The following is an 18,807-nucleotide window of genomic DNA, read 5'->3' as shown; positions in this document are numbered from 1 at the left end:
GCCGTTTAACCAACATGGTTTTTGCTCATTGGTAAAGCTTTGAACCATCTGGTAGTCCAGCCCTCACCTGGGTGTTGGAATCAATACACCAGCCATTCGTGTTACGCCCAATAAAACATAGCGCCGGTATTTCATATTCCTGGCTTGGGGCAACATCATAAAAATAAGCCGTTATTCTTCCATCGCCGTTCTTATCCACAAACCCCGACTTGAGATTGGCCGCATCCTTGAGAATTATCTTGCCACCTTCAACGTCCGCAACGCGGTGCCATGACGAGAAATCCTCATTAATAAGCCATGAATCCTTGTAGCACCCCGAAGCCGAAAAGTATAAAAGATTCTTAGTTGTAAAAAATCCGCCTTTCTCATCAAACGAATCTAGAACAACTTTGCCAGTCCGAGGACTGTACTCGCCAAATCCAAGTATCAACTTTTTGGCTTTCCTATGTGCATACTCAATGCGATAGTTCGAGCGTCCAAAAAGGATTGTTTTTCCAATAAGACTGTTAGCCTCCAAATCAGCCTCAATAGTAATTTCGTTCTTTTCAAAATCAACCGACAGAACGCGACCCTTCTGCGACGGACCGGTTTCAACGGAGAGCAAACCTTGACAAATTTTGCCGCCGCCTGCTATAAAAATTGACTTTAGCTTATGCTGGGCATCCATTCTAAGCACAACACACGAACCGCTAACCAAAAGCCCACCAACCTTGACTTCTCTTACAGGATCCTCCGCAAGGTAAACATAATCAACACCATGCTCGCTTTTTATTCTTATGATGTCGCCTCCTTCAGTTTTGATTCGGCGAACTTCAAGCGGTTTGGGAAGCTTTTGTTGTACTTTGAATGGCTGAAGCACACAAATAAAGCGACTATGAAGGCACTCATTGCCTGAATTCCGAATAAGAACATACTTGAGCGACTCCGGACTACCTGGTCGTTTTGGAGGATTGCCATCAGCCACAACGACTTCGGAAACATCTTGCAACGGAAAAATAGCCCGAATGCCAACTTCATTATCAGCCCACGTCGCCGACCATGTACGCGATGGAATGCCGCGCTGGACATTATATAGGTAGGAATAGCCGCTTCCTTTATAAGAATGATAGGACCTGGTTTTGTCAGGCTCTTCCAATTCCAAATCGTCATAAAGAAATCCATAAGGCACATTTTCTCCTGCAAGTGTACCCTTAACTTGCGGTGCGGAAAGTTCTATGCCCTCGGTTGCAATTGAGTCTGTAAAGCCATGAATGCTGTAATCGTGAGACTTTCCTCCCTTGACGATAAAGAAATCAACAAAATATGGATTTTCATCTTTACTCCCGATTAAAAGTGTTACGCGCCGGTATTCGTCCAAATGCGGGTAGGCATCGGGTGCAGAGATATCGCTCATGCGAACTTCGGGCGTAACAGCAAATTGGTTTAAAATCCCTTTCTTTTGAGTTGCTTGACGGGATGCATCAACAGTCACGGTGTAGTGGCTGAGGGTATTTCGCTCCCAAGCAGGTGGATCCTTTGATTCTGCAGCGAATTGTGGATAGCCAAAGTCTGGAATTAGCTTTTTCCCATAGCCGTAAACTTCCATGAACAGTCTGTCAAAATGTGCGTGACCAGCGCATGCGGGACCGTAATATATTGCCGCACCCACGCCATCTCTTTTCTTGCCCACTTCTAATATAGCAAGGCCATATCCGCCTAGATTCCGACTGCCAGAATGCTTCTCTGCTGTTTTCTCAGCAATTTTTCTTAGCTCGTTCTCTTCCAAAGGCGGATATCGCAGGTCAAAGTAGCTTCCGAATGACTTTTCTCCGAAAACTCCTCTTTCCAGAAGGCTTCGAGCGAACTCTGGACTGCCAAAAAGCTGTAATCCTTTCCTAGCTATTTGTGTAGGCATCTCGATAGCGCCAGAACTGACGTCGCCCGAATCACCAATTGCAGGCGTAAACATACTAAGCACCTTGAGTTCGTTGTAGGCGGCAAACATACGCTTGAGTTTGGAATGGGAATAGATATTCACTCCAAGCCTGTCCAAATACTCCGCCACCCAATGCAAATTACTACACCAACCCAGACAGTAACCTGGTGCCGATTCGAATGCTATCCCTTCACGAAGTATGAAGTTATCTAACGCATAGCTGTATCCTTCATGAGCTAAACGACCGTCGTTGTTGTTCATGATGTAATCAGCCACACGCTGTTTTAGTTTTTCGTCTTGAAGTACAAGTGCTAGAATAAGGAGGGTGCGCTGGTGCATTCCATAGTTGCCCTGAATCTTACCAGCAAATACAGCTTGGACTGCCTCTCTGAGCAGGTTCTTTTCAATATTCTGACGAATTTCAGCGTTGGTTTTTCCGGTTAGCGGGGAATCGGAATCGTTAGCAACAAATTGTCCTTCAGCAGCAAGGATATCGAAAACATTGTCATAGGCTATAGCCAGCTGCGACACAACCCCAGTCTCCCATATGCAATTAAGAATTTTCCCTTGGTATTTAGGGTTAAACTCCGTAGCATACCTGGACTGCTTGTTGTGGTCCATAGAAGGGTAGAGTTCGGCAATCCTGTCAAGCATTAAGATTGCTTTCCGAGCATACTTTGCATCGCCAGTTATTTGATAAGCAAAACTAAGGTTTTGAACCGCGGGAATTATATATTTATACCAGAGCCAATGGCAGTAATAGCCTACGAACCAATGTTTATATTTATCGCCTGGTTTTCGCCAGCCCCAACCATCATCCGGGTAATCTCCGGTAAGCAAACTCCTATCTTTTGTTTTGTAATAAGCCCAAAAATCATTTGATGGATATTCCTCACCACCGACAGGACAAACAATCTTCCAAGGTTTGTTAAATGGGTCCATTTTCCAGGAGTAATTGCCAAATTTGAAGTACTCCTTTCCATGGACAGGGCATCCCTCAAAAGAAGAGTTAAAAGCACGTGGAATATCGGAAGGTGGAATCATCTCCCAAACATAGCGGTCTGATAATGCAACCCATTCATCAGCTGCCTTTAAAATTTGACTCGCAATTTCCTTAGCCCTTTGGTAATTCGCTATGTTTTCGCGAATTTGTCGAATTTCGGCTTCCGAGGTTAGCGACCGACTAGTCTTGCTTGGAATATCTGATTCTGCGCATAATTTATCAACCATGTTAAAAAGTCCAGCGATAACTAGCAATAGTAGTAGTAAAGCCTTACTTTTATGGTCCCACTGCCTCGTTCGCATTGAAGCTAGATATTGCTTTTTCAAGATTTGCAATCGCCTCTTTCTCCTTTTCGAGCGCCGCCCTCAACACCTCAATTTGTTTTGCACGCAGTTCTGCGGTCCATCTCACCTCGGATTCATTTTTGGAAGGATAAGGTACAGCTTCCCGTCCATCTTTAAGGAGCTTGACCTCTTCATCATATAGATTGGCAGCTTCGTTGAGGTGTTTTGCTGCATCACCCTTCAGTAGTTTGGCAGCCCACCTAAGATACGCCACGCCAGCTGTCCGGGCATCCACCAAACAGCTATAGAGCCATGCGTTGATGTGTTGAAGGATCTCAAGTTGCCTACCTGTAGTCTGTGCAAGTTCGGAGGACTGAAGCGCATCTGCCCAAGCATCAAATGCTTTTAACCCGGATTCAAACCTTGAATCCGATGGTCTTTTCTCGCCTTTGGCAAATTGAACAGCCAATTCGACCGAGCGCTTGAGCAATTCATCGGTACTTGGGGGCTCGCTTTTCTGGCCAAGAATAAGCATGGTTGGCGGAAGTTTCGCCGCCTTGGAGTAATCCGCTCCTTTGTCATGATAGGTGCGGCAAACCCAAATATCGCCACCCCTGGAGTATCCTACAATCAGCCCCCAATCCAAATAGTTAGCCAATTGCATAGCAACCACAGGGACACCTCTATCAATACTGTCTATTACCAACTGCTGGGCAGTCTGCATCCCTGAACCTATCCATTCATATGAATAACCAACAGCTTGTAAAGCAGCTTTTGTATGGTCTGGTACGACCGTTGGATCAGCAGATAACACAGACCAATCTTTTCGGAACCTGGTTGCGAATGCGGCCCCAGACACGCCCATTAGGTACTCATAAGTCACTTGCTCTCCCAGATGGCATAGGCAAGTACTTAGTGCACCAAAAAAGGTGCAGTCTCTCCCTTTTCCAAAGTGAAGTTCGGGGATACCATCTATCACCATTCCACTCGTTGCCAACTCTGCAGAAGCATTGCTTGTACTTTCTTCTGGTACTTCTTGAGCTGCTACTGAGGAAATGATTGCGCAAAGAACTAGAGGTAGCACTGCCACTATTAAAATTATGCGCATCCTTGCCCTCACTAAATAATTTTCGCTGTAACAAGAGTAGATTACACCCTTGGAAAGCAAGTGTCAACGGAACATATTGACTTTTTTATCAGTGAGTAATACTATTGTTGAGGTTTCCTTTCGAATTGTCCCAATAAAGGCTAGCAAGATAGTTCTAGTTTTAGAACCAACGGGCAACAAAAAGAAAACAAATTTAAGGAGCAAAAATATGGACGAAAGGCAATTCTTCTTAAATCCCAAGGACCTACCAAGGCAGTGGTATAACATTCAAGCTGACCTCGACGAGCCAGCGCCCCCACCCCTCCACCCGGCTACAAAACAGCCTGCCGGCCCGCAGGACCTGGCGCCAATTTTTCCGATGTCGCTAATTGAACAAGAAGTCAGCCAGCAGCGATGGATAGACATCCCTGAGGAAATTCTTGACGTCTTGAGCATATGGCGACCCACCCCACTAATTAGAGCAACCCGATGGGAAAAAGCACTCGGCACCCCCGCCAAGATTTTTTACAAATGGGAAGGAGTTAGCCCAGTTGGAAGTCACAAACCCAACACTGCAGTGGCTCAGGCATACTTCAACAAGAAAGAAGGCACAAAGAGAATCGCCACTGAAACAGGCGCTGGCCAATGGGGAAGTGCCCTTTCCATGGCATGCTGCTTTTTTGGCCTTGAATGCACCGTCTATATGGTTAAAGTAAGCTTCGAACAAAAGCCCTACCGAAAGTCTTTAATGCAAATGTACGGTGCAAAAATATACCCAAGTCCAAGCACACAAACCCAATTTGGCAGGAAAATCCTCGAACAAGACCCTAATTGCACAGGTAGCCTTGGAATAGCAATTAGTGAAGCCCTCGAGGACACTGTCACAAACGAGGGCGTGAAATATTCGCTAGGCAGTGTTCTAAACCACGTGCTTATGCACCAAACAGTGATTGGTCTCGAAGCAAAGAAACAAATGGAGATGGCTGGGTGCAATCCAGACGTTATCATTGGTTGCGTTGGTGGCGGAAGCAACTTTGCGGGTCTTGCATTCCCATTCATGCCCGATAAATTCAACGGCAAAAACATTAAGTTTCTTGCAATCGAGCCTACAGCATGCCCAACACTCACCACGGGTCAGTATATGTACGACTTCGGTGATACAGCAAAAATGACTCCACTTCTAATGATGCACACACTTGGCAGCGATTTCATCCCACCAAGCATTCATGCTGGTGGATTGCGCTATCATGGAATGGCTCCACTTGTGAGCTTCCTGGTCAAGAAAGGCCACATCGAACCAAGAGCATATCCACAGCTATCTGTGTTTGAGGCTGCCGTAGGATTCGCTCGAAGCGAGGGAATCATACCAGCTCCTGAAAGTGCGCATGCTATCAAAGCTGCTCTCGACGAAGCAATAAGCGCCAAGCAAGAAGGTAAGGAAAAAGTAATCCTATTCAATCTAAGCGGCCATGGTCTCTTAGATCTTGGTGCATACGATCAATTCTTTGCAGGCAAGCTTCAAAACGTGTAAAACACGCTAAATGTAGCTTAGAAAAACGCCGGCTTTATTTCCATAGCCGGCGTTTTTATTTAAAGCCCTTGGATAGTTTGACACTCTAACCAATGCAATTTTATAATCTCATAGCCCATAACGGTTAAGGAGTTGGTAACATGAAAACCATTTACCTCATATTAATTGCAACCCTGCTTATAATGCCAGCGCGGATTTACGCAAGCGGCGCTGCTGTCGTCTATGACTTTGCAAAGCACTTTGAAGATGCAAAAATATTCAATGCTCTATCTGCAGGCACAGGAGCAAAGGCATTTACTTCAGGCAAGGTAAGGAAATACTCAATAGCCCTTCACCCTACCTCGGGGGAGGCAACAGCCACCTATAACATTACATTACCGACGATTGGAAAAGGCGAGCGCCTAGTAATGATATTTAGCGCCGGAATGGCAGATGGCTTTGTTACTAATGACCCAGACCATCCCTCGGATGGTGTAAAGTTTATACTCCGCATTGACGGCCTTGAAGTTTTCACTAGAGACCTAACTACCACAGGTTGGTCTTACGGAGCAGCTGATTTAACAGAAAAAGCCGGCAAGAAAGTTAATATTGTATTTGTCACAGATGCAAAATCAAACTCCAACTATGACTGGGCGGCTTGGGGAGAACCGCAAATTTTGCGCCTAGGAGCAAACCAGCTAGGCAAAAATGGCCTTGCTACCGCATGCGCAGGCATTGTCACTGCCAAAGCATCTCAGGATGGAGTTTCACTGGAGCTAATACCTATCTCCAAATCTGGTTCGCCCAGCGGAAAGGGCATAAAAATTCCATTAACGCCAAAAAGCCTAACTGCCGTTGAATTTGACCTTTGTTCCTCGAAGCCCTCAGCAGTACAAGTAAAAACCGTTGGCGGAAAAGCAGAACAAATTGGAATCTTCGCCTTTGAACCCCAACTCCAAATACTATCTTTTAGTCCCCCAAATGCTCTTATCTTCGGCGATAAGCCCCTGGAAATGCGATGTGTGGTGAAAAACGCTGGTAAAGGACTGTTAGGCCAAAGTGCCAATGTCAAAGCTCAACTAACAATAAGAAGTATTTCTGCCTTAGCAAGCGCAAAGACTAAAAGCATTTCAAAAGCTTACGCAGTTCAATCTGTCGGGCCCCTCTATCCTGGAGAACAAAAAACCATCGTTTGGCGTAACATAAGCGTACCTAAGGCGGACATTATCGCAGCTACAGTCAAAATACTTGAGAATGGTAATCCCATAGCAGACAAGACAATCGAACGAGCTATTTCAGTTCGCCCTACCATCTCAATTCCTGAACCAAAGAAAGCCGAATGCAAAAAATTGCAAGACGGAACAATAGTGCTCCAAAACCCATTCGTCCGAATGACTTTTGTAAAGAACAATGCGGGGTACACGGGATGGATGCTCAGCGTTCCGCGGGAAAAAGGATGGACACAGGTAGCATCTGGCGCGCCATTAGGCTTTGTGCAGTTGCCGAATATGCCGTCGTCAAATGGCATAGCACTATATCCGAAGAATGCGCAAACCGAGATGCAAAATGGCAAGCCAACCGTGATATTCACAGCGACTCAGAATCTCGGTACATCCCCTTGCAAGTTCCGATGGAGTTTCACCCTCGATACCCTCAAACCGATTATAAACGTCTCGCACTCCATGACAGCAGAAAAGAACATTGATATTGCATGCTTCCTCGGGCCAACGGTTTATGTCGGGGATGGCGGTTTCGGTAGCAAGAAAAGCGACGGGTTATTCCCTGGCCTAGAGTATCTTCTCACCGAGGCCTCATCGGGCACGGAAAATGTAAGCCCTCCGGCAAACCTCCGTATAGTTCCACACCCGAATAAAATTACAATTCCCTTTATGGCAATACGATATGGCAGTGTACTTGTAAGCCTCGAGTGGGATCCTTTACAAAAATGGGACGGCGTTTCAAATCGCCCAGCGGCTGTATTTGCCTCGCCAAACTTTATAGACGGACAAGAAAACCATAAAATTGGCCTTTTCGTTCCATCAGTTCCAGAATGGACCCAAGAAAACAAACTCACTGCTGATAAACCTTATAAACTAACTGCTGGAAATTCACTCACATTAAGTGCAGACATCATCGTGCGAACGAACAGCACTTCAATTATAGATGCAGTGGATGAGTGGATTAGCAGGCACGGCATTCCATCAATTACTCCAATAGAAAAGAAGCCCAGCGACGTTATGCTGCTTTGCGATAAGGCTTTTCTAGAGACTATCTGGGACCCCGAGGCAAAGGGGTGGAAGCACACTAATACAAGCCCACCTTCGTTTGATTCTCGAATTGCCAACTACCTGCTTCGAAAAACCATGTACGTTATGGACCCTCAAAGGAAAAAAGCCTACTCGGACGTAGTCCAAGCCGCAATCGAAAAAGCAGGCAGGGAGAATATGGATTTAGAAGTGGCCCTGCTAGCAGGTGAGGTTGAATCTGCCCTCAAAAGAATGGCTGAGCGTGCGAACTTTCTGATGTCAAAACAACGGCAAGATGGATCTTGGCCATTCGAACCGGATGAAAAGCATAGTGTCTTGGGCAAGGCTGGCGACACCTCATCGGGGTATTCAGCCGCTAATGCAGTCCAACTCCTCGAATATGCACTTATTACATGCGATGCCAAAGCTACGGAGGCCGGACTTAAGGCTATTAAATACCTAGATACACAGAAGCGGCCAGAGGGAGCCCAGACATGGGAACTTCAGCTTCATGTACCCGATATTTTAGCAGCAGCGCACCTTGTGCGAGCATATACCATAGCGTATCAAATAACAAATGACAAAAAGCATTTGGAAAGAGCAGTCTACTGGGCAAAAACTGGCCTCCCGTTCGTTTACCTGTGGAATGCGCCTGACAGACCTATTATGCGCTATGGCACCATTCCAGTTTTCGGAGCCACATGGTTTGACGGAATGCCATGGTTTGGCAACTGCGTCCAGTGGTGTGGCATGGTTTACGCTTATTCACTTGCACGACTGTCAGACTTTGACCAGACGCTACCTTGGCAAGAGATTGCAAAGGGTATATTCTTCTGCGGAGCCCAACAACAGGAGTACGCAACCCAAAAGTATCCTAACGAAGCTGGCATGTATCCGGACGCCTTCAGCGTTGTTACAGGCGAAGAGGCATATCACTGGAACTTGAATCCCGGCTTGATTGCAATGGGGATGGTTAGAATCTCAAACTTGGATTGCATGCCGTATACCTTCACTTGCAAAGGGCCCAAAAACGCCCGCATCGCTGTTACATTGCCAGCGCAAATAGGTAGCTTCGGCTTTGGCGAAGATTTCCTAAGAGGCAAGTTTAATTTTGCTTCTTTGAACACGGTTCACATTGTATTAGGCGGAACCTTCCCAGACTCGATTACCATCAATAGAGTTGGGATAGAAAGGGTTAAAGATGTAGACACAGTAGAAGCAGGATGGCAATATAACCTGGACACCAAAATAGCAATAATCAAAACAAAAACGCAGCGTGAAAACACAGTTGCTGTGGATTTGCTTTCACAAGTCCTAGGATATGATAAGCAACTTATGGAAGAAATGAGACAAAAAGAACAACAAGAAAACCAGAAGCAGTAAGTAAAATTTTCTTCTTACAAACTTGAGCCTGCATGCCGCTTTCTGCATGCAGGCTTTTCAATTTTGATATTACTGCGGCTTATCTACTTCGGGATGCAACGTTGCAAATCCCTTCATGCCCAAGTTGGCATGAAATTGCTAAATATTTACCAAAATACTTTTTCAAAACTGCTAAAGCTTAAAAAAGAAAAACGCGTTTCCCAATTGGCAACCGTTAAAGCCCCTTTCTTGCATTTTCGGTACCAAATTTGAAAACGCGTCTCAAAAAAGCGCAACTTTCGTTGCAATCCGCACAGCTACTTCGGATTACGATTAAATTACCATTAAACGACTGCTATGTCAATTAGGTAATTTTACTAGTTTTACGCATAACAAGAATGCTTGCCAACACCTATTACATTATAGACGTATCTTCAAAACGTTGTCGCTCCCTTCACGGAGGTGAAAACTGACTAATTTTGATTCTCCTTTAGCATTTGTCAAAGATACAGTGTATTTTCCGTAGAATCCACGGAAGCTGAAGGAGCCATCCTTAAAAGTCTCACCTTTTGCGATAGTGTGCCATTCTTTATTAATCAGGCGGTCGAGCACCAAATATACAGGCTTTGGGCTCATATCCTTTCTTACCAATCCAGCAGCTAGTCCTTGCCAAGCTTTCGCGTCGGAGAAATCCCACCAGGTAATCGCCCTTACTGCCGGGTGACTAAAGCATACCCTATAGAACTGTTCCACATACTCTGCTTGTTTTTTCTCGCCCTCAGGGGTCGTCTCATTGCCACCAGAAAGAACGGTCGTTTCCGTAAAATGAATTGGCTTCCCTAGAGTAGCATACCTATCAAGCGTATCCAAAATTTCGGCAAGAGAAAAAGGACCCCGGTGCATATGAGTTTGAATACCAATAACATCAAATGGCACTTTCTTTTCCTTCATTTCTCGCAACAAGTTGTAAAACTTATCATCGCCACCCCTTGGGCCTACCACTCCAAATTCGTTGACGATAAGAGTGGCGCTAGGATTTGCTTTTCTCGCCCAATAGAAAGGCAAAGCAGTATAATCGAACATCGAGAGCCCTGCGAAGGTGCGCGTATGCGTAGATTCGTTTACGACATCCCAAATATCAATCTGTCCTTTGTAGCGCGAGACAATGGCAGTCACTCGATGTTCAAGAAGTTGCTTAACCTCAGTTGGATTGCTTTCATCAAGCCAAGCTGGAACACCTGCTTGATGAGTCCAAACGAGCGGATGTCCCTTTGTCGTGATGTTATTCTCTTTGCACCATTTGACAATGTGGTCAGTGCGTGCATAACCAGGTTTGCCCTGCTCAGGCTCAAATCCACGCCAGTAAAATGGCACTGTGGCATAGTTTAAAAGGCGTTTGAAAAGCTCTTTGTATTTCTCGTTCAAATTCGCATCCGGAAGCGCATCGAGAGCATAAATATTGCAACCAAAAAGGAAGTCATGGCTGACCTGTTCGGCTTTCACTAATACGCCTTCGATGGGTCTGCCCTTGTTATCGAACACAACAATTTTGGCATTCCCCTTGCGGTATTTCTCCGTGTCCCGCTGGATGCGCATAACTAGTTCCTTGGACAACATAGTTGTTCCCTCGCTTTGATTTGCAACCAGAGCAACTCCGATGAAAATCAAGGCAAGTCCTAAAAACATTGACCGCGGCATAAGAACCTCCTTTCAGAAACAAAGTATTTGGACCCAAATCATAGCAAACGGAATCAAAATTAGTAGCTGTTTGGCGAAATTCCGATTAAAAATTCGGCGAGATATGCTATTTCTTCCTCTAAATCTTTCCGCGTATAAAATTCCTCCTAGCTTGGAAATACAAAAATTGTTTGACAGATGGCAGCTATTGTGGTACAATTACTTCAAAACAAAATGTTTGCGCCCTAAGCACTGATTTCTTCGATTCGAAGCAATCAGTGCTTATTATATTAAACGTTAAAAGGAGAAAGCTCGTGACAGTAGAAAAAGAACTAATCCTCACCCCAGAAGGGCTCAAAAAAATAGAAGAAGAGCTCGAGCATCTTCGAACTGTACATCGGAAAGCTGTTGCCGAGCGTATAAGAGAATCAAAACAGTTTGGAGAGCTATCTGAAAACGCCGAATACGAAGAAGCTAAGAATGAACAAGCTTTCGTTGAGGGCCGAATTCTCGAGCTAAAGCGAATTCTCCAAAATGCTCACGTTATTGAAGCTGATGAGGTTCACACCGACGAAGTTGGCATTGGATCCAAGGTTACTGTGCGCGACCTAGACAGCAATGAAGAGTGGGTGTATACTATTGTTGGGTCGGTAGAAGCAGACCCGGGTGAGGACCGCATCTCCGACGAGTCACCAGTTGGCCAAGCACTTATCGGCAAAAAGGTTGGAGACGTTGTGACCGTCGAGATACCGGCCGGCGCGGCAAGATACGAAATAGTTAAGATTACAAAGTAAAAGCTCGCCGCACAGTTTCAAACCGGCTTTAAGCAAACAGCGTATAGCGTTGTTGGCGAATAAAGCGCCCGGGCTATACGCTTTTGCACGTATTAGAATATTTCAAACGAGGAGCAGAGAGTTGGCTGAGGACCAAGAACTTAGAGAACACAGACTAAAAAAACTCCAATCCCTCCGTGAAAAAGGTATAGATCCATTTGCAATAGAGCGATATGAGCGCACACATACTGCGCAGCAAATAATATCAGACTTCGAAAAGCTTGAGGAAAAGGAAGTATCCATCGCGGGCAGAATTGTTTCCCTTCGAATAATGGGGAAAGCAACATTCGCCCACATCCAAGACGAATCGGGAAGAATCCAGATTTACATTAGGTTGGATGCTGTAGGTCCGGAGCAGTATTCCTTGATAGAATACATCGATATAGGCGACTTTCTCGGCATTAAAGGAAAAGTCGGGAAGACGCGAATGGGCGAAATTACAGTATTTACCGACAAAATGCAAATTTTGGCAAAGTCGCTGCGCCCAATCCCTATCGGCAAACAAAAAGGAGAAGAACAATGGTATTCCCTTCAAGATATAGAACAAAGATATCGCCAACGGTATCTTGACCTTATCATCAACCCCGATGTAAGAGATGTAATGCTCAAGCGCACCATCATCATCAAAGCAATCCGCGATTTCTTGGGCAACGAAGGGTTTATTGAAGTAGAGACTCCCGTTCTCCAAGCCATAGCGGGAGGCGCTGCTGCAAGGCCATTTAAGACCCACTACAATGCCCTAGACTGCGACTTCTTTCTTAGGATATCGCTGGAACTCTACTTAAAGCGCGTAATCATTGGCGGCTTTGAAAAAGTCTACGAGATGGGACGTGTATTTCGCAATGAAGGCCTTTCTACGCGCCATAATCCTGAATTTACCCTTTTGGAACTTTATCAGGCTTATGCGAACCTAGAAGATATCATGGATCTTGTGGAGCGAATGTTCTGTTATATATCAGAGCAGCTGTACGGTGGCTTAACTTTCACCTACCAGGGAAACACAATCAATTTGGCACGCCCATGGAGGCGGCTACCACTGCTAGAAGGAATCCGCCAATATGCGGGAATTGAGCCAGAAGAGCTAGAAAGCTTCGAATCCGCCAAACGAGCTGGGGAAAGGCTTGGACTTCAATTAGATAAAGAGGAAAATCTTGGTGGAATAATCGAAAAGATCCACGAAAAGTTCGTGCAACCCAACCTTATTCAGCCAACGTTCATAACCGATTATCCCATAGAAACATCCCCATTGGCCAAGAAACGACAAGATAATCCAAGGCTTGCACGGCGCTTTGAACCGTATATAGGAACTCAAGAATGCGGAAATGCCTTTTCCGAGATAAATGACCCGCTAGACCAGCGTGAGAGATTTCTATACCAAGCAAAGATGCGGGCGGCAGGCGATGAGGAAGCTCACCCAATGGATGAGGATTTTCTGCTTGCGATGGAATACGGAATGCCACCAACGGGTGGGCTTGGTATCGGAATAGATCGCTTGACAATGCTATTCACAGATTCACCATCGATACGAGATGTGATTCTATTTCCACAACTGAGACCACAGAAGTAGACAAACCATGCTATAAGTTCAAAAGATATTGGATGTTGACATAATAGTTGGCCCTCATGACGAATTTTGAAATTAGTAATCCTTTAACGCCAACTTGTTCCCTAATTAAAAAGAACGCCAATTAGACACTTCTCCTCAATTAATAACAATTTAGCTAAAAGGAATATTCCCTTAGTTTGGCTAACATTTCTGCGTGTCATAAGTTTATCAATTCTCAAGCCAACAGGAGTAAGAAACAATGAAGCGAATCTTATTAATCTGCATTTTTGCTTTGGTAGCTTGCAATTTGGCTTATACAGGCCAGACCCTAACCTACTTAGATCTCGTTAGCAGACTAACTGACCTTGAACACCTTGCAACCTTGCCTCTACCTGGCGAGAAGTGCGCCCAATGGTCTAGCTATGACCGTGCAAGTTATTACGATGAAAAAACTGGTAAATATGTTGGTTGGGATGCAAATGGCGACGGCAATGGCGTCATTCGCGTTGAGGACGACCACTTTGTTGTAGCAGAAATTGAGGGCCCTGGGTGCATCTGGCGCATATGGTCAGCGCTTGCAGGTCAAGGCCATGTGAAGATATACCTCGATGGTGCCACCGACCCAACGGTAGACCTGCCATTTATTGGTTTCTTTGACCTAAAAAATGAGCCTTTTGTTTACCCAGCGCTAGTACACCAGGTTGCAAAGGGATTTAATTGCTATGTACCAATTCCTTTCCAAAAGTCCTGCAAAATCACGATGGAAAAAGACTGGGGCGCATATTACCATTTCACATACTCAACTTTCCCTAAAGATACCCAGATACCGACATTTAGTCGCAACCTTACGCGTGAAGAGAAAGAAGCTCTCGCCAAAGTAGATAGATTTCTACGCAAGGGTCTTGGAACTGATCCAGCCGGACACAGGGCGGGCGAAGAAACAGTTATTAAGAGAATCAGCATATCACCCGGACAAAAGGAAACCGTTTTAAAACTCACAGGTTCACGGGCAATCACAGGAATATGGGTGAAGGTAAGCCTATCCAATCCCGACGACCCAGACCGCATATTACGCAATACAATCCTGCAAATCAAGTGGGACGGCGAAAAAAGCCCTAGCGTATGGGCACCAATAGGCGACTTCTTTGGTTCAGGGCCTGGGATGAATAAATACAAATCTCTGCCTCTTGGCGTGACCGATGATGGGATGTACTGCTACTGGTACATGCCGTTCTCGAAAAGCGCCGAGATAGAGATTATCAATGAAGGCAGGAAACCATTCTCAGGCGAATTCATAATCACTCATTCTCCGATTACAAAACCTATTCAAGAACTCGCACGATTCCACGCGAAGTGGCACCGCGACGCCTTTCTACCAAAGGAGCCCGAGCGCTGGATTGACTGGCCAATGCTAGTAACCCAAGGCAAGGGACGCTACTGCGGAGTAGCATTGGAAGTTTGGAATCCGCGCGGAGGCTGGTGGGGCGAAGGTGACGAGAAATTTTTTGTAGACGGCGAGAAGTTCCCATCAACCATTGGCACAGGTTCGGAGGATTACTTTGGCTATGCTTGGTGCACGCCTGAATTATTCCAAAACGCTTATCACAATCAGACAAAGGTGTTCCAAAACATTGGCCATGTAGCTGTAAATCGGTGGCATATTGCAGATAACGTGCCATTCCAGACATCGTTTGAAGGCTGTATTGAAAAGTATTTTCTAAACGACCGGCCAACACTATACGCATCAACGGTATATTGGTATCTTGCGCCAGGCGGAATTGACCCATACAAGCCAGTGCCACCAAAAGAGAGGATTTTTTACATTACTGCTGAGCCCCCGCGGGTGCCAGGAGCCATCGAAGGCGAAAATATGAAAATACTTAGCAAGACAGGAGGCAACCCACAGATACAGCAACTTGGAGAAAGATGGAGTGGCGAAGCCCACCTATGGTGGATAAACGCAAAGCCAGGTGACAAGCTCGACCTAGAGTTGCCCATAAAGGGAACAGGCAAGTACGAGCTTGTTGCGGCGTTGACCAAAGCTGTTGACTACGGTATCGTGCAATTCTACCTCGATGGACAGAGAATTGGCAATCCGATTGACCTATATAACAACGGTGTTGTGCCAACCGGCGAGATTTCCTTAGGAACATTCAATCTGTCAAAAGGTTCGCACAAATTAACAATAGAGATTATTGGTGCAAATGAAAAGGCAATCAAGTCATTTATGTTCGGCCTAGATTACATAAAACTAAAGAAAGCAAAGAGGTAACACAGAATCATGTCTTCGCTATACATCGTGCCATTAGCCATTCTTTTAACAGCCACAGCTGCAAAAATTGAGCCTCTTGGCCAGCCATGTCGTGCCAAGAACATCCTTTCAACCTTAATGATTACTGACCGCGAAACTGGGCGAGAAACGCTCGTTCTCGGCAATACAAATGAAGCCACGCATATGGAGTTGATATTCCTCGACTTCGAGAACGACAAAGCAAAGGCATACACTGCTCCTGCTGGGTCTGGTGCTTGGGCACTAATCGAAGTTCCTGGCGATAGACTGATAGTTGGCACGCATTACGACGGAATGTTCATGGTCTTTGATCTTAAGAAGAAGGAATTCGTGAAGACTGTCAAGTTTCCAGGAGAAAGCTATATTTGGAACTTTGCAATTGGGAGTGATGGGCGTGTCTATGGCGGCACCTATCCTGGCGGGAAACTTGGAGCATTTGACCTTGAAACACACGAAGTCGAAGATTGCGGTGCTCCTGCCCAACCAAACCTCTACCTCCGAAATGTATCTTCTTTGCCTGATGGACGAATTCTCTGCAGCTTTGGACAAGAGAAACCAACCACAATGGTTTACGACCCTAAAGCTAAAAAGTGGGAACCGACTCCTAAGCAACTTGAAGGCATAACGCAAGGAATTTGCTGGAACGGATACTTCATATCGGGCAGCTCTATATTCGACAGCTCGCTACAACCCATCAAACCGCCCTTCCCTACACCGCCCGCTGATAAAGGTCCTTGGTATGTTGACCTCCGCTTGACTAGGGGCGATGTGCTGTACATACGCCAAGGGCGTGCTATCTACCGGTACAACAAGGGAGAAAATGCGCTTTCTCTAGTAACTGATGTTTACCTTCACGGTGGGGGCATAGTTGCTGCAAGCAAGAAAGGCCTCCTAATAGGTATTAAGGGACAAGATTATTTTGTCATCAAGCCTGGAGACGCAACAATACGTCTTAAACCAATACCCACTGAATCACAACCCCGCCCTACCCTTTTCCTCAAAGCAGACACTCGCGGGAGGTTATGGGGTGGCCCTCACTTTGGCCAAACATTGTTCTACCTAGATACAAAAACAAAACATGCAGTAAACACAAGCAACGTAAGCGACCACGGAGGCGAAGTCTACGATGTCGCTTTCTATGAAAATAGTGTTTATGCTGTTTCATATGCTTGGGGCGAAATAATAAAATTCGATCCTGACAAGCCCTGGGACCAATGGAACCATAAGAATCCGCGGACAATTGCGGCACTCAATCCAAAGGGCTACATTCGTCCTATTGGTGGCATCACCCTGGGTCCAGATAACAAACTCTATTCAGGCTGGATGGCACAATATGGTGCCTACGGAGGCGCCATCGCTATTACAGACCCAAAGACAGAACAGACTGAACTCATCGAAAACCCTCTTGGTGAGCAGGCAATCCGAGCTGTCGTACCCGCAGAGCGCTACCTATATGTTGGCACTTCTCTAGCTGGAAACGGCCTGGCGAATAAAAAAGGTGAACCGCCAAAGCTCGGGATAATTGCACTATCGACAAAAAAAGTTGTATGGTCAAAAGATATTGATGGCGTTGGCTATATTCGCCCATTTGCCTATGACCCTGAAAGCCGCCGCCTGGCTGTCTCCATTGGTGGAAAAGTTCAGCTCTTCGATACAACAAAGCGTGAGCTTATCGCTGATGGAGAAGACATCCCACAGCTTAATAGCAACTCAACCTCAGAGGTGATTAACGGCATTGTATATTACGGCAGTGAGAATGCAGTAATTGCATTAAACCTACGAACCGGCAAAGCCAATCGCATTGTTGAGGCTCCATCGAACATCTCCTGCGTCACAGCCGACTCCGAAGGAAGAATCTACTTCGCATGTGGAACGGATGTGTATGTAGTCAAGGAGGATGGCGATGATTGATTGCCATGTCCACCTTAATAACATCGGCGGCGAAGAAGAGCTAGAACACACACGCAAATACGTCGGTTTAGACCGTATGAACATTGTGTGTGGCATCAGCCGCGAGAATATCAATGCCAACCCTCAGGCATTCCTTGCAAAAATAAAATTCCCTCAGAACTTTTATATTTTCCCCAGCCTTGACCATGCCAACTATTTTTCGGGTGGGAAGCTTTCCACTCCTTCCCTTGCTGAGCAGGTTGACCGTCTTGTCGCTATTGGGGCAGATGGCATCAAAATGCTTGAGAATAAGCCAACGCATAGAAAGTTAGTAGACAAACCAGTAGATGGCGAATATTTTCAAGATTACTTTGCCCGCGTTGAAGAAATTGGCATACCAATACTCTGGCATGTAGCAGACCCGGAGGAATTCTGGGACCCGGCGCTCACACCAAAATGGGCAAAGAGCCGTGGATGGGGTTATGACAAAACATTTGTCTCCAAGGAACAACTCTACACAGAAGTGGAAAATATTCTGCACCGCAATCCACGGCTGAAGATTATCTTTGCGCACTTTTATTTTCTATCTGCCAACCTGCCTAGATTATCATCGCTCTTCGACCGCTTCGAGGGAGTTCATGTTGACCTCGCCCCTGGAATTGAGCTATTGTATAATTTGTCAAAAGACCCCGAAACAACACGCAATTTCTTTATCCGATATTCCGACCGTATTCTCTTTGGTACCGACATCTCGAACCACCAAACCCCCGAGGAAAATCGAATACGCGCCGGCATAGTTATACGCTGGTTGGAGACGGAAGATGTGTATCGCGTGCCAGAAGGCGCCGATTTCCTTCTTGGCCCGCCGGAAGACGGTATAATCAGAGGACTCAAGCTTCCAGAAAACGTCCTCCAAAAGATTTACAACCTTAACTTTGAACGCCTCGCGGGGCCCAAACCACGCCCACTCGATTGCGACTTTGCCGCTGAGGAATGCGAACGCCTGGCGTATGAGATTTCAATCCTAAATGACATCCCCGCCAATGAAACCATTGCAAGCCGTACCGCAGAGATTCTAAAAAAGATGGCAAAGGAAGCCAGAGGATAATCATAAATAACTGTCTAGTGGCTCAAAAATGTTCGGCAAGTAATCCCTTCTCCCAT

Annotated in this window: 10 protein-coding genes; 7 read left to right on the top strand and 3 right to left on the bottom strand. The window is 45.8% G+C overall.

Going from position 1 to position 18,807, the window contains the following annotated elements; translation table 11 throughout:
• Nucleotides 1–25 precede the first annotated feature (25 nt).
• Together QHH26_00460 and QHH26_00455 are read right to left on the bottom strand one after the other, a co-directional pair.
• Nucleotides 26–3,145, bottom strand: a complete 3,120-nt coding sequence (locus QHH26_00460) for a heparinase II/III family protein (GenBank protein MDH7480427.1) — start codon at nucleotides 3,143–3,145, stop codon at nucleotides 26–28.
• A gap of 49 nt (nucleotides 3,146–3,194) precedes the next feature.
• Nucleotides 3,195–4,310 (bottom strand): hypothetical protein, encoded by a 1,116-nt coding sequence (locus QHH26_00455; GenBank protein ID MDH7480426.1) that lies wholly within the window; start codon nucleotides 4,308–4,310, stop codon nucleotides 3,195–3,197.
• Between the two features lie 208 nt (nucleotides 4,311–4,518).
• Here QHH26_00455 and QHH26_00450 point away from each other — a divergent pair, with 208 nt between their 5' ends.
• Nucleotides 4,519–5,820: a TrpB-like pyridoxal phosphate-dependent enzyme gene (locus QHH26_00450; GenBank protein ID MDH7480425.1), complete on the top strand. Its 1,302-nt coding sequence runs from the start codon at nucleotides 4,519–4,521 to the stop codon at nucleotides 5,818–5,820.
• A 140-nt stretch (nucleotides 5,821–5,960) separates the two neighbouring features.
• On the top strand, nucleotides 5,961–9,428 hold the full coding sequence (locus tag QHH26_00445; protein MDH7480424.1) for a hypothetical protein: 3,468 nt from the start codon (nucleotides 5,961–5,963) through the stop codon (nucleotides 9,426–9,428).
• A gap of 399 nt (nucleotides 9,429–9,827) precedes the next feature.
• On the opposite strand, the gene QHH26_00440 is transcribed toward QHH26_00445, so the two are convergent.
• Entirely contained in the window at nucleotides 9,828–11,105 is a 1,278-nt protein-coding gene (locus tag QHH26_00440; protein ID MDH7480423.1) for an endo-1,4-beta-xylanase, read from the bottom strand.
• Between the two features lie 293 nt (nucleotides 11,106–11,398).
• Here QHH26_00440 and greA point away from each other — a divergent pair, with 293 nt between their 5' ends.
• From greA to QHH26_00415, 5 genes are all read left to right on the top strand, one after another.
• A complete protein-coding gene (greA, locus tag QHH26_00435; protein ID MDH7480422.1) occupies nucleotides 11,399–11,878 on the top strand; it encodes a transcription elongation factor GreA in 480 nt (159 codons plus the stop codon).
• Nucleotides 11,879–11,999: 121 nt separating this feature from the next.
• Nucleotides 12,000–13,484, top strand: a complete 1,485-nt coding sequence (lysS, locus tag QHH26_00430; GenBank protein ID MDH7480421.1) for a lysine--tRNA ligase — start codon at nucleotides 12,000–12,002, stop codon at nucleotides 13,482–13,484.
• Nucleotides 13,485–13,722: 238 nt separating this feature from the next.
• A complete protein-coding gene (locus QHH26_00425; protein MDH7480420.1) occupies nucleotides 13,723–15,735 on the top strand; it encodes a DUF2961 domain-containing protein in 2,013 nt (670 codons plus the stop codon).
• A gap of 9 nt (nucleotides 15,736–15,744) precedes the next feature.
• The gene (locus QHH26_00420) at nucleotides 15,745–17,664 is read left to right on the top strand and encodes a WD40 repeat domain-containing protein (GenBank protein ID MDH7480419.1); all 1,920 of its coding nucleotides are present in this window, start codon (nucleotides 15,745–15,747) and stop codon (nucleotides 17,662–17,664) included.
• On the top strand, nucleotides 17,657–18,751 hold the full coding sequence (locus tag QHH26_00415; GenBank protein MDH7480418.1) for an amidohydrolase family protein: 1,095 nt from the start codon (nucleotides 17,657–17,659) through the stop codon (nucleotides 18,749–18,751). Before QHH26_00420 ends, QHH26_00415 begins: the two co-directional genes overlap by 8 nt.
• The last annotated feature ends 56 nt before the right edge of the window (nucleotides 18,752–18,807 follow it).

This window comes from Armatimonadota bacterium, from assembly GCA_029907255.1.
Lineage (GTDB): Bacteria > Armatimonadota > UBA5829 > DTJY01 > DTJY01 > JAIMAU01.
This window is presented reverse-complemented; position numbering and strand designations above follow the sequence as displayed.